The 13,425-nt window shown below is 45.3% G+C and carries 10 protein-coding genes; 2 read left to right on the top strand and 8 right to left on the bottom strand.

The genetic code is table 11. The features are described from left to right. Positions 1-53: 53 nt before the first annotated feature. Positions 54-1,805: a sensor histidine kinase gene (locus ACSQ8O_RS16125; RefSeq protein WP_436242532.1), complete on the bottom strand. Its 1,752-nt coding sequence runs from the start codon at positions 1,803-1,805 to the stop codon at positions 54-56. A 201-nt stretch (positions 1,806-2,006) separates the two neighbouring features. Here ACSQ8O_RS16125 and ACSQ8O_RS16120 point away from each other — a divergent pair, with 201 nt between their 5' ends. Together ACSQ8O_RS16120 and greA are read left to right on the top strand one after the other, a co-directional pair. Then, the gene (locus tag ACSQ8O_RS16120; protein ID WP_436242531.1) at positions 2,007-2,789 is read left to right on the top strand and encodes an SDR family NAD(P)-dependent oxidoreductase; all 783 of its coding nucleotides are present in this window, start codon (positions 2,007-2,009) and stop codon (positions 2,787-2,789) included. A 98-nt stretch (positions 2,790-2,887) separates the two neighbouring features. Further along, the gene (gene greA / locus ACSQ8O_RS16115) at positions 2,888-3,358 is read left to right on the top strand and encodes a transcription elongation factor GreA (RefSeq protein WP_056610031.1); all 471 of its coding nucleotides are present in this window, start codon (positions 2,888-2,890) and stop codon (positions 3,356-3,358) included. 57 nt (positions 3,359-3,415) lie between these two features. Here the strand turns inward: greA and murI are convergent, their stop codons facing one another. The 7 genes from murI to ACSQ8O_RS16080 all read right to left on the bottom strand — a co-directional run bounded on the left by murI (position 3,416) and on the right by ACSQ8O_RS16080 (position 13,360). Beyond that, positions 3,416-4,189 (bottom strand): glutamate racemase, encoded by a 774-nt coding sequence (gene murI / locus ACSQ8O_RS16110; RefSeq protein ID WP_436242530.1) that lies wholly within the window; start codon positions 4,187-4,189, stop codon positions 3,416-3,418. Between the two features lie 40 nt (positions 4,190-4,229). Then, positions 4,230-5,000: a Cof-type HAD-IIB family hydrolase gene (locus tag ACSQ8O_RS16105; protein WP_436242529.1), complete on the bottom strand. Its 771-nt coding sequence runs from the start codon at positions 4,998-5,000 to the stop codon at positions 4,230-4,232. A gap of 127 nt (positions 5,001-5,127) precedes the next feature. Then, on the bottom strand, positions 5,128-5,658 hold the full coding sequence (locus ACSQ8O_RS16100) for an ATP-dependent Clp protease proteolytic subunit (RefSeq protein WP_056610039.1): 531 nt from the start codon (positions 5,656-5,658) through the stop codon (positions 5,128-5,130). Between the two features lie 151 nt (positions 5,659-5,809). After that, entirely contained in the window at positions 5,810-9,487 is a 3,678-nt protein-coding gene (locus ACSQ8O_RS16095; RefSeq protein ID WP_436242528.1) for a family 16 glycoside hydrolase, read from the bottom strand. 97 nt (positions 9,488-9,584) lie between these two features. After that, positions 9,585-11,525 carry an alginate lyase family protein gene (locus ACSQ8O_RS16090; protein WP_436242527.1) on the bottom strand — a complete coding sequence of 647 codons (1,941 nt, stop codon included), beginning with the start codon at positions 11,523-11,525 and terminating at the stop codon, positions 9,585-9,587. A gap of 21 nt (positions 11,526-11,546) precedes the next feature. Then, positions 11,547-12,446: a carbohydrate ABC transporter permease gene (locus ACSQ8O_RS16085; RefSeq protein WP_436242526.1), complete on the bottom strand. Its 900-nt coding sequence runs from the start codon at positions 12,444-12,446 to the stop codon at positions 11,547-11,549. A gap of 14 nt (positions 12,447-12,460) precedes the next feature. Then, complete coding sequence (locus ACSQ8O_RS16080; RefSeq protein WP_436242525.1) at positions 12,461-13,360, bottom strand: carbohydrate ABC transporter permease; 900 nt, start codon at positions 13,358-13,360, stop codon at positions 12,461-12,463. Between the last annotated feature and the right edge of the window lie 65 nt (positions 13,361-13,425).

Here is a 13,425-nt window from a genome sequence, read left to right as displayed (position 1 = left end):
ACCAAAAAAAATCGCTGATTTGGCTGACCAAATCGCGATTTTTCTCATTTCTGCTATTGCATGGGAATCGATAGCTGAAAACAAATAAAGCCTTCCTCCAATGTAACTTCAATCGTTCCTCGATAGTACTCAACACGTTCCTTAACTACTGGCAAACCGAGCCCTTGATGTCCACCTTCTAATTTGGTGCTATAGCCGATCGCGAACAAATCCGTGTCGTCTTCCAGATGAAAAGATGGATTCACCCGATTCTTGACTGAAATCTTCACAGCGTTCGATTCCTTCCAACCTTTTACAGAAACCTCTCGCTCTTCTGCTGGGAATTTATTCGCTTCATCAAAGGCATTATCAATGAGATTCCCGATAATTTTCACGAGATCAACCGATTTCACACCAAGGGATAATCCATCCAGACCTATGAATTCATAACTGAAAGCTACTTTGGTGCGCATTGCAAGTGTTATTTTCGATTGGATTAATGCAGCGATAGCTGGCTGTCCAATTCGAATAATATCATTGACTTCATTAATTTCCTCAATTAATTCCTCCATATAGCGCATTTGATCCTCTTTTTCCCCATTGGTCAATAAGGCATAGAGGGTTTGAACATGATTCAGGAAATCATGTCGCTGACTACGAATCGTTGCAAACATAAGGTCTACATTTTGAATATACATTTCTTGTGTCGACTGAACGGCTGTTTCACGCGACTTCGTATTGAATCGGAATACAAGAAATACAAGAAGACAACTGAATACGGTAAATAGAACAATGATCAGAGCTACACGAATAAGTTGGTCATTTAACGTCTTCTGTATGGACTGGTAGTCCGAAACAATGGTTATCACATAAGGGATTTCTCGCTGAACATCCGTTACTCTCTCTTTAATTGGCACATACACAAATGTCTTTAGAATCGGTTTTCCCTTATAGCTTTCAACCACACTCACTGGCTTTTCGTCCTGTATAGCATGTTTGAAATTCGTGAAATCATTCACATGAATGATGTTATGTGTACCGAAAAGCACAGGACGGTCATACATGGAAACATACATAATGCCATTCGGTCTCGTATATTCCTTCGGCTTCGTACCGAATGTGATCCCGTTTAATCCGGAAATTTCTATAATATCCCGATTGGATGTCAGTGTTTTTTTTACAATCGTATCCGCACCAATAATATCCTTGAACTTCTTAATTTTACCTGCATTTACAAACACACAAATAATATAATTCGCTTCCCCGTCGTAATAATAGCCAAATTTACTAACATCGCTCGTACCTGAAGCAGGCACTTCATAAATTCCCGCCCAGAAATTAGGAAGTTTTTGCCCTTCAGGTATCGTAACATTGTGATATTTCATCAATTGGTCAAAAGCGGTAAACCAATACCCAAACGTAATTGTGCTTGTGAGCGTAAGTTCATTGGGATCAGAGGATTTACCAACCATGATATCATCGCCGATTCCGCTGCGCTTCATGAGTGAAAATCCATCGACACCTGCTTCAGCAGCAAGGGGAACAAGTTGTTCATTCGTTACTTTGTCGATATCGGGATCCAGCTTCGTTTTGGCAAAGATGGCGGCCGATCGTAATTGTTCCCCAATCATATCTTCCACAAAGAATGCTCCCGCTTCTGACTGTTCAATCGACGTTCGAATTTGATTCGCTGTCGTTGCCATTTGCTCTGACATTTCCTGCGTTAAGATGGATTTCGCATACCAATAATAGGAGCTATTGTTCGTAATTAATAACAAAATAACAATTATAAAAGTGATATAAATAACTCTTCTGTTTATTCTCATGAAGTTGTCACACTTTCTCATTTTGTATGCTGGACATTACAATTCTGCGCAAAAAAAATTTGCGATAAAATTTCGACAAATAACGCAGAAATCACTGCCACGTTATGTTAGTATAGTAGCTGAAGAATTTGTTGTCTATCAATTAAAAGGTATTCTCACCTTTATTTGGTTATATTATAAAATTGCGGGAGGAATTTTCATATGTCAGCTACGGTTTTAATTACAGGTGCATCCTCGGGAATAGGTGAAGCCTTTGCTCGTAAATTAGCTGCCAAAGGGCATCCGCTCATTCTAGTAGCCCGATCCAAAGCCAAATTAGATGAACTAGCCAACGAGTTGTCCCGGACATACGCGATTGAAGTGGACGTGATCGCCATTGACTTAACAAGCGCAAATGCGTCGGCTGAAGTATTCAAGCAAACTGAGCAGCTTGGTCGGCATATAGGCCTGCTCATTAACAATGCTGGCTTTGGTTTAAGTGGCGAGTTTCTAGCCCATCCCACTGACAAATATCAACAACAGATCACATTAAACATTGCCGCTGTTGTGGATCTAACCCATTTCTATTTGCCTGCCATGGTTCAAAAAGGCGAAGGCGCCATCATCAATGTAGCCTCCTTATTAGCGTTCTTCCCGTTCCCGTATTGCTCCGTGTACAGTGCAACCAAAGCTTTCGTCCTTTCTTTTACCGAATCCTTATGGGAAGAATATCGTCACAAGGGTATCCAGCTTCTAGCATTGTGTCCAGGTCCTACAGATACGAAGTTCTTCGATACGGCCAAGGAAGTTGAAACCAAGAGCAAGCGGACACCTGAACAAGTCGTCGAAACGGCATTAAAAGCACTTGGCAAACGTTCATCTTTCGTCCTTGATGGAGGCAATAATGCCTTCACTGCACTACTCGCACGGATCCTCCCGAGACAAACAATCCTTAAAATGTTTGGGGCTTCCATTCGCAAATCCATGCAGCATAAATCTTCCTAATTGGGTTCATCACAAATAATTCCTTATGCCGATTGCTTTACTTGTCTCATAGACTTTAGTAGTATAGCTAATATCGAATGAAACGAGGTGCTTTACTTTTGTCCAATGATGAAATCATTTTGACCCCTGAGGGTTTACGCAGTTTAGAGCTTGAACTTGAAGAATTGAAAACAGTGAAGCGTAAGGAATTAGCAGAACGTATCAAATTGGCTATCTCCTACGGTGACCTTAAGGAAAACAGCGAATATCATTCTGCCAAGAACGACCAGTCTTTCATGGAAACGCGCGTTCTTACGATTGAACGGATGCTCAAGAAGGCCAAAGTTGTGAAGAACACGGGTACATCCAAGGTACAAGTTGGCTCAACCGTCATATTGAATGACGTGGAATTCGCCGAAAAAATCGAGTACAAGATTGTTGGTTCTCAAGAAGCCAATGTCAACGAAAATAAAATTTCGTATGAAAGTCCGCTTGGCATCTCGCTCATGAATAAATCGGTAGGCGATGTCATTAGTGTGAATGCACCCATGGGCATTATAAGCTACGAGCTTCTAGAGATTCGCATATAGCTCCTAATAAGAAAAAGCAGTTCGTAACTAGAAGTTCTAGTTATGAACTGCTTCTTTTTATTTTACCGTATGAAGGAAGGCAAGCGCTTTTTCCATCTTCTTTATGTAGGCGTCATCTAAGCTGGAACACATCCATTTCACATGTCCGTTCCCCGTACCCTGCAGTTGGCTGCTGTCCTGCAACACTTGCATTAAGTGATTCACAGTCCCTATACTTCCATCTACAATTTGAATGTGGTTCGGTAGGATTTGACTCAAAATCCCACGATAAAATGGATAATGTGTACAGCCAAGTACAACCGTACCAAAAGTACTCAGGTCAAATGGAGCTAATTTGGTTTTAAAATAATCAACGATCTGTGGACCATCCATCATGAGATTTTCACAAAATTGGACCAACTCCGGAAGCGGTACGGAATCTACCATTCCCATATCATCGATGCGGGATACGAGTTCTCTATATTTCGCTTCCTGAAGTGTAAGCTTTGTGGCGAATACGAGCACCCTTTTGCCTGAAGAACGATTCATCTCTACGGCTGGCTTAACAGCTGGCTCCATTCCAATAATAGGAATCCGGTGGATTCTCCGCAACTCTGCGATCGCGATACTTGTTGCTGTATTACAGGCGATGACAAGCGCCTTAACTTCTTCTTGAATTATGGTATCAACGGATTGCTTGACGAAGGTTAGAACCTCATCTTTCGACTTCATACCATAGGGAACATGCGCGGTATCGGCAAAATAAACGAAATCTTCCTGAGGCATTCGCTTCATGGCTTCGTTCAGAACTGTGATTCCACCTAGACCTGAATCAAAAAAAGCAATTTTCATCCTATTCACCCTATTTATTAGCGTTCTTTCTTAAAATGACTTAAAGTAGTCCTGCTGTGATAAGACCGTTCCGTACGCCTTCTTCATCCACATGTGTAGTCACGTGATCAGCGTATGGCAATAAATCTTTATGCGAATTGCCCATGGCGATGCCGAAGCCGACATAAGAAAGCATCTCCATATCATTCAAACCATCACCAAAGGCTACCGCATCTTCCGGCTTCAAACCGACCAACTCTAGCATCGCCGCTATGCCTTGTGCCTTAGAACCACCTGCAGGCAACACATCCATCGCATGTTCGTGCCAACGAATGAGCTTAAAATCTGAAAGCAACCCCTCGTACAAATGTTCATCTTTGGCTTCACAGTGCAGGAAAATTTGATAAATATCGTTCGATTTCCAGAAATGCGGATCATAACTTGGCAAATCAACTTTTAACGAGGATACAGAGCTCTGTACAAATGGGTGATCCTGTGCATCTGTTGCAAATGCATGCTGACCCTCGAATACGAGTGAATGCTGATGAGCAGCAGCTAGCTCAACTAGAGCTTCGATCGCACTCTTAGCGATTACGCGGTGGTAGAGAGGCTCGCCTTTGTAGACGGCATATCCGCCATTCAAGCACACATAGGAATCAATGCCAAGTAACTCCGCCAGTGGCTTGATGAAATAAGGTGCTCGTCCGGTTGCAATAACGGGTTCGATCCCGCTCTTTTTCAGATCGTGAATCGCCTTAACGGTGCTCTCTGGCACCTGCTTGTCCTCATTAATTAACGTACCATCAATATCAAAAAATACAATTTTGTACACAGTAGGGTTCTCCTTTTCATTCGGAAGCAGTTGTTGCCGCCCGATGTCTCTATCTCTCAATTAAACACCAAATGCCCAGAAAAAACAAAGAAAAAAGAGAATCCCTTGGGCTTCTCTCCCACTTTGCCTAAATGATCGTATCGATGATGCCATAGGTTAACGCCTCTTCTGGACTCATGTACCAGTTCCGTTGATGTTCCTTCACACGAGCCAGCTCCTCCGCTTGCAGATTCGTTTTGGACAAAATACATTCATCATAGATATTCTGCAGCCTCTGCGTTTCATCCACTCGATTCTTCAAATGCTCCAAATGACCATCAATATGTGTGGAAACGGAGTGATACATAAAGGTACTCAGTCGACCTGCGTGCCTTTTGTGCCCGCTAACTGCGATCAGCAAACTCATACTTGCCGCTAGTCCGTACACATAGGTGTGAACGGGTGTTTTACTGTTCTCAATCACATTAATAAGACCAAAGCCATCGTATACACTGCCTCCGTTACTATTTATGATCAGGTCGATCGGCAGGCGTTTATAATCCTTTTCCTTCTTATCTTTGTCGTCATCAAATTGATTAAGTTTCATAATTTGCTCAACAATCAGTTTTACAGAGGTCTTATTGATGCCATCGAATAGATAAAGGGTTCTGTCACTCATAACATGCCTCCTGTCCGTATGGCCTTGTATTACAGTAGTCTATTCTCGGTTTGGAAACTTTGTAACTCTTTGCGTGCTGTTTTCAGATTTTTGGGCGAAAAAGAGCCCCTCCTACCCCGCAAAAGGGAAGAAGCGGCTCTCCTAGCTACTTTTAGTAAATACTCACATTATCATATTTGCTGCTCGCCCGATGCGAGTAAAGTCCAAGTTGTCCCGAGGTGAAACTCGTATCTGTCGTCGTCAGCAGTTTAATTCCGTTCACCCAGAACTCTAGCGTGCTGCCATTCACCACAGCTTTGAAGTCATACCAAGTTCCTAAGGTGAACGTGAAAGGCACGGTGACGAGATCGGTAGTCGTACCTCCGACGACTTTCAGGATCTTCAGACTATTCGTGGATTTATAGTACATGAAGGTATAGTAATTGTTCGCATCCACGCGACGTGCAACGAGACCAATACCAGCTTGATTGTTGGCATCGAAGCTGTCAGCTTTGACTTTTGCCGCAACCGTATAGTTCTGCCAAGTGCTCAATCCGGAATACGCGTTGATATTGGCAGCTGCATTGTTCGACTGGTTATACACCTTCGTCCCATCGGTAACAACGCTCCAGGTGCCACCTGTTGTTGCCCAGCTTGAGGCTGAACCCGACTCATAATCATCGCCGAAAATAGGCGCCACGCTCACATTATCAAATTTGGCATTTGCCCGATGAGCGTACATCCCGATTTTGCCTGAATTAAGCGTTGTATCCGTCCCGGTTAGCTGCTTCGTCCCATTCACCCATAGCTCTAGAGTGGACCCGTTCACGACAGCTTTGAAGTCATACCAAGTGCCTATGTTGAATGTAAAAGGTGTCGTAACGACATCCGAAGCAACGCCAGCGGAAATCTTGGTAATTTTCAACATATTCGTCAGCTTATAATACATAAAGGTATAGTAATTGCTGCTATCCACGTACCGAGCCGCTACGCCAACTCCGGCATAATTCCCCGCATCGAACGCATCCACTTTGAGTTTTGTAGACACCGCATAATGCTGCCAAGTACTATCACCGATAAAAGCAGTAGCTCCACCAATCGTTGTATTCAATTGGTTATATACCTTCGTGCCATCCGTAACGACGCCCCACGTTCCACTTGTTGTCGACCACCCTGCTGCTGTACCAGACTCGAAGTCATCACTCAGAAGTACGATCGAATCGGTGCTCGTCATGCCAGGAGTGTCGTCTGTTTGGAAACTAATCGTAACCGTATCCGACGAACCGCCTGCTTCACTGAACGTTAAGGTCTTGGAGTAATTTGAATTTGGTGACAAACCGAACGTATTAATTGTAAAATAGATCTCCCGCTCCCCTCGCAAATTCCCTGCGGATTGCGAAAGCGCAAGCCAATCGCCTTGACCGCTAACGGTCCAATTCGCACTCAAACCACCGCCTTTATTGACGATCTTCAATTTGTGCTTTTGTGAGCTGTTGATTACGTTTTTCGTCCCAACGTTGATACTGGCTGGCACGTCTATTTTGGCTGCAGGGATGCTTCCCAATGCCCCAAGCTGATTCGTTTCTTGGAATTTGGTTATCGTTCCCTTTTTGGCTGTCAATTTCAATTGCAGCCATTGCGCAGAAACACCAGAAGGTGGCGTAAAGGAAATCGCTTGCTCCACTTTGTTGCCATACGGAACCGAGACATTAAACGTACCCGTTTGGAAACTCGTGTAAGTACCATTCACCGGATTCAAGTATCCCGCTTCCCAAATCACATCCACGCTCGTTCCGTCCCGCTGTTCATCGTTATAGACAATAATGGTCCGATTCGTTGCCGTACCGCCCGTAAATACGATAGGTGCAACACCTATTAAATTATTCTTATCTCCATCCTTGTCAAAAGCAGCAACCGGCGAATACGTATCTTGTGTGTACTCATACGAGTCTGATTTGATAAAGGTTGGTTTCGCTGGATCATACGCGTTAAAAACAGGTCGACTAATTGCTACCGGCTTCAATCCAGGTGCCGTCATATCCGACCACGTCGGATACAAAGTATCCTCCGTCACTTCATAAGCATAGATCCAATTGGCATAATAGCGAATGTCTGCAAAGCCCGCATATCTCATCGCTCTTGTCATCCGATCAGCCGCACGGTGCCAAACGGCTTGTGAAACGACATTATCGTTCAAAATATCTTTCGCCAACGTTGCGTTATACGTCCCATTCGCATTGAGTGTCGGCCACCCACCCGAAGGTGTGTATGCTTCCCCTTCACCTTTGGGTTTCGTACTGTTATTCGTGTACAGTCCATACATCGTGCTATTGTTCAACCAGCCTATTTGGTAACCGCCCGTATAGTGATGATTCTCTTGATCTGCCGTTGTAAAGTCATCCTGAATAATTGGTTTCGATGTATCAATCGATGTGATTGCCGCTGCAATGGTTGGATGCAGAATTGTCGTATTGTTGCTCGTTGAACTCCAATTTTCATTTCCACCGCTCCAGATCACAATACTTGCATGATTCTTCCTCGCATTCACCCATTGTTTAACCCATTTCGTAATGTGATCCATTGCATCAGTTGTATAACTATGCACACTGTGATACTGCCAGTAAGGCGTCTCATCTATGAGAAGTAAGCCGATTTCATCCGCATAGTCGTATACTTGCTTGATCCCTCCGTGAATGTGCGTTCGCGCAACATTGTAGGTGGTTTTCCATTCATCCATGGTTAGTTTAACCTCGGCAATGCTCGCATTCGCATACGATTGCGATGAGCTATATGCTGCCCCGTGTCCACTACCCGTTGCCCAGTTGAACTGCAGCGCATCTCCGCGGAGATTCGTTTTAATACCATTGAGCTGATAGTAATTCGTGTTTACAGCAAATTGTCTAAATCCAAATCGTGTTGCCAAGCTATCGATCGTGACCGCACTTTGAGTAAGACTTGTGTTCAAATTGTACAGCTTAGGGTCGTGCGTCCACCAATATTTCGCATTCGTCCAAGATACAGCAGACCATGTCACCGTTTGCGAACTATTGGCTGCCACCGTCACGGTTTGGTCAGAGAAAGTTTTCTCTGTACTTCCGCCAACGAGCTGAGCGCTATTTTTGACTGTGACCGTTTGGCTGATCGCTGTCGTGTTCGTCACCGTCGTTTTCACCGTTATTTCGTCGTCGGAAGGTGACGTGTTATTTTTCAAATCGGTGATGACGAATGTATCTGAAACAAATACTTTGGGATACGCCACTAACGCTACGTCATCGTTGATCCCGCGACCTTGCCCCCAGCTTTGATTGTCCACACCAATGGGATATAGGGATTTTCCACTTGCATCCTTAGCATCGGCTGGCAGCGCATAGTACCCCCACACTCGTACTTCTAACGTATTCGTCCCCCCAACAATAGCGAGAGGTGTGATATCCAGCTTATACGGCAATCTCGTCATCAAGTAACCGTCTGTTTCTGTCGCTAGTTGTGTGCCGTTAACGAACACTTTGGACAGCGGGCCGATATTCTCGAGGTCTAGGAAGATTTCCTTCCCTGTCATTGATGAGGGCACCGTGAAATTCCTTTTATACACTCCATAATTCAGTGTATTCCATGATGTTGGGTACCCAAAGCCAGCAGATGTATCCCAATAGGAAGGGACCGTAATATCGTAGCGGGTTGCGCCGCCATTGGGATAAAAGTCCCACACCCCATTCAATGAAATCTGCTCCCGACTCGTGTCTGCCTGTGCGTTGTTTGTCACTGCAAACAGTGTACTTATCACTAACGAAGTGAATAACAACAAGACGATCCTTAGATTCATTTTGCCTAAACTCCACGGTATTCGCATCTAACGTCCTCCTTCAAATGAGCGATCCACAATAAATGGTAAGCGCTTACAAAGCCTTCGCTATTAATCCCCTCCTCTCATGCACATCCCTTATTTCTCAATTCTCCTCTATCGAAACACCTCGCTGATCCACCATTATGGCTACCTGACTATCGACGGATCCTGTTAACAGAATCTGAATCTCCGTACGACCTTCCACCTCATTTATCTTCAAAAGCGTCACCTGCCACGCCTTACTTTCATTCGTCTCACTCTCTGGTAAACATAATGTCGCGATAACCGCTCTTTGCGTAAAAGATTGACGGTAAGCTATGACCGGGATTACTTTCTTTGTGCCATAATGGTCGGATCTCCACCCCTCTTTCGTAGCAAGAGACGCCTGACCCCCTGCACTCCCAGCCCAGTACATCCGGCAACCCGATGTCTTCCCAAGCTCCTCCTCGTATGAAATCGACACTTCCAAGCTTTCATCCACCCGATTGCCCCAATCCATCACCTTAGCTTCATCGGACAAATGAAACATCTGTTCGATCTCATGCGTACCTACGCCATCCAACTCATCTACGACAAGGAGGAATGACAGCGATTTCCCCATCAACAGCCATCTCCGATGCGCAACTGGCTCGCTCAACCGCGCATAGCCATGATGCGAAGCATCAATGAAATCATAGGCCTCGCAAGACAACCAACGATGTAGCTCAACAGTCGCTTCCGGCTCTCCCCATTGCTGCGTCGATAGGTACGGCGTTTGATCCTGTCCATCGACCGTGATCGTGTTGTGTGCAGAAGTTCCTTTGAAATATCGCCGCCATTCGCCTTCTTGATACGTGTATCGGCCTGAATCTCCAAAGATTAAGCGCCCTCTATGCATCCATTCAAAATGCAAAGCATCCGCATGACCATGTGCCCCGCCTAGAGGTGCTGCGTCAAAGAACACATACTGCTGCGCATCTTGCATCACATAATATCCCGAATCGGGGAAGGCAACGGTTGACCGAATTTCCTTCTCCGTTCCTCCCATCCTCTCCGCCCAATACTCAAACTTCTCGCTTCCTAACAGCCAGAGCAGGTCCTCACTGATCTCGCCTTGCTGGCAGATGGCTTCATCCTCACAAATTGCGCCTATAAAGCCGACTTTCGCTCGCACATGCGCACCGCTATCCGAATCGGATAGCGCGACAGCCTTACCATCTGGCCGAATCGTCGCTACGCTAAAAGCCACCATCGATTTCAGCTTATCCAAATAGCTGTTAGGAAAAGGATGCCCCGTCTGCTTCGCCAGTAGAAATGGCGTTCCAAACATATCCAAGCTGGCCGTATGATAATGCGGTGTCAGCTCATTTTGAATCCCATCCGCACGAATCTGATCGTGCAGACAAAGCGTAAGCCGCTCTTGGGCAAGCTGGCGCCAATATGGCGCCTCCGCATGATCGGCAAGGAACGTGCCAACCATGAACAACCCTTGCATATGCATGGTGGCATGATTGATTGAGGTTTCTCCCAGATGCCTCGATAGAAACGTCGCCTGTTCGGACAAGCTGTCTCGCCACTTTCTCTCAAAATCACCATCCAGCAACGCACTATGGCTCATCAACATATATCCCCAGACCCAAGATTGCACACGCAATCCCACTTCGAGCAGCCTCCATGGACCAGGCCGTTGGAAATACACCATCTTCTCGTATGTTAGCGAAGTTGGCTTTGGATTCTGCTCGATCCAACTCGTGATATGCCGCTTATAAGCCTCCACATACCGTTCATCACCTGTTAATATATACGCAATTCCCAAGTTGCGCAGATGCCAATGTCGATTGAGAATCCATGTATACTCCAGGTCCTCCGTAGGATTGTACAGCCAATCTGGACGCAAACCGTGATCGATCCACTCTCTTGCAGCCATCGTATACGGAAGCTTGAACTGTCCCGCACAGGAATGGTCAGCTTGCTCCAAAATGTGTTCCACACGTAGAGGAAAATACGTTTTAAACATCCCAGCCGCTTCACGCAGCTCCGCATTGGTCAGATAAAATTGCATCATGATCTCCTTTACTCACACGAATTATCCTTTGACAGAACCCGCTGTGACACTAATGAACGATTTGTTCGCAAGGATATACACGACGAGTATCGGCAAAATCGACATACAGGCGCCAGCGAGCATAATGTGCGTCTCCGCAGCGGCTGAGGTGCCATAGCGCAGGCTGGCTAGCCCTACGGTCAACGTTTGAAGCGCTGGCTTCGTCATCGTGAATACCAACGGCAAAATGTATTCGTTCCATGCGTTTCGGAACACGAACAACCCAGCAACGCCAAGCCCAGGCGCTAATAACGGCAGGATAATCCGCCAGTAAATACCATACACACTGCAGCCATCAATTTTCGCAGCTTCATCTAGATCTCGCGGGATCCCTTTGAAGAAACCAATCAACGTAAAGAAGGTAGCTGCATGACCACTAATCAGAATGATCACAACGCCCCATAAGGACTTGTGCAGATTCAAATGCACCATCAATTCGAATTGTGGGCGCAGTACAACAGCGCCGATCGAGATGAACATCGTGGACGCGAGCAGCGCCACATAGACTTTTTTACCCGTAAACTCCTGTCTATCCACGGCATAAGCAGCTAACGAAGCTACAAGTAGACTACCTATCGTGGTTGCAATACTAACGAACAAGCTATTCATCGTAAAATGAGCGAAATTCGCTCCCTTCCACGCCCTCACGTAATTAGAGAACTGCCAGACGGATGGCCAGAACGTTGCACCTGTGGTTACTTCTGCATTTGTTTTGAAAGAACCGAGCACAGCCATGATGACTGGAAATAAGGTGAACACCACGATTAGAATCAAAAATGCCCATAGTATGAGCTTACCCGTTAGTTTCGCAATGAACAGTGAGATATAGGAGGGTAGCGAGGTTGTTTTGTTATTCGTTATACGAGTTGGAACCGTCTGCATGTATGCCTCATCTCCTATTCGTTAATCTGATTCAAGCGTTTAGATAAGTAGAAGTAACCTAACGTTACAACGCCTACAATCAGCGCGGATACGAAACCAACTGCACTCCCGTAACCGATTTGCTGCTGAACAGCACCGCCTGCCGACGATACGGGGAAGAAGAGCTTATACACGTAAAGATACATGACTTCTGTTTTGCCAATAGGCCCGCCTTCGGTCAACACCATGATGCTCTCATAGCCTTTTAAGGCTGCTGTTATAGCGAGTAGTACAATCATTTGCAGCACAGGGCCTAACATAGGGACAGTGATGTAAATAAATTTCTTCCAACCATTTGCCCCGTCAATGGCGGCACTTTCGTAGACGTCCTGCGGTATATTTTGCAATCCGGCAAGGAACAGCAGCATGTAATTCCCGATGGCACCCCAAACGGCGATGATGATCATCGTGAGCATGGCGAACTTCGTTCCCAGCCAATCGATATTCGAATGGATAATACCGTATTTCACAAGATATTGATTGAGAATCCCATTATACGAATTGAAAATAACGTAGAAGACGACAGACATGACAGCTGTACTAATGACCGTTGGTAGAAAATAAATCGCACGAAACAGATGTCGTCCACGCAATGCCCCGTTAAGTATCACGGCGAGCACTAAGGCGATGGGTAAGGTTAGAATGATTTTGCCCCCAGCATACACCAAGGTATTGATAACCGATTGCCAATAAGTCTCGTCCTCATACAGTCTTCTGAAATTATCTAAGCCATTGAATGTCTTAGCCCCATAGCCAGGATAGCTGTAAAACATATAGCGCATGGCCCACCCTAACGGGTAAATGCTAAGCACCAAGGTCAGAAAAAGACTCGGAAATGTAAGGATATAAGGGGCAAGCGCATGCTTACGCTTCATCAATGCAAGGCTCCTTTCTACTTGAGAAAAAGAGCTACCCGCTTCAAACACACGGTTTCAGGCGG

The sequence above is a fragment of the Paenibacillus sp. LjRoot56 genome (assembly GCF_964253335.1).
In the GTDB taxonomy this organism is placed as follows: domain Bacteria; phylum Bacillota; class Bacilli; order Paenibacillales; family NBRC-103111; genus Paenibacillus_E; species Paenibacillus_E allorhizoplanae.
Note: the sequence above shows the minus strand (reverse complement) of the source record. Positions and strands in the feature narration are given on the sequence as shown.

Bases quoted from the DNA above. Each gene is read 5' to 3' on its own strand.
- ACSQ8O_RS16090 (WP_436242527.1), bottom strand. From the start codon at position 11,525: ATGATGCAATTTTATCTGACCAATGCGGAGCTGCGTGAAGCGGCTGGG.
- ACSQ8O_RS16085 (WP_436242526.1), bottom strand. From the start codon at position 12,446: ATGCAGACGGTTCCAACTCGTATAACGAATAACAAAACAACCTCGCTA.
- murI (WP_436242530.1), bottom strand. From the start codon at position 4,189: ATGAAAATTGCTTTTTTTGATTCAGGTCTAGGTGGAATCACAGTTCTG.
- ACSQ8O_RS16120 (WP_436242531.1), top strand. From the start codon at position 2,007: ATGTCAGCTACGGTTTTAATTACAGGTGCATCCTCGGGAATAGGTGAA.
- ACSQ8O_RS16080 (WP_436242525.1), bottom strand. From the start codon at position 13,360: ATGAAGCGTAAGCATGCGCTTGCCCCTTATATCCTTACATTTCCGAGT.
- ACSQ8O_RS16095 (WP_436242528.1), bottom strand. From the start codon at position 9,487: ATGCGAATACCGTGGAGTTTAGGCAAAATGAATCTAAGGATCGTCTTG.
- ACSQ8O_RS16100 (WP_056610039.1), bottom strand. From the start codon at position 5,658: ATGAGTGACAGAACCCTTTATCTATTCGATGGCATCAATAAGACCTCT.
- ACSQ8O_RS16125 (WP_436242532.1), bottom strand. From the start codon at position 1,805: ATGAGAATAAACAGAAGAGTTATTTATATCACTTTTATAATTGTTATT.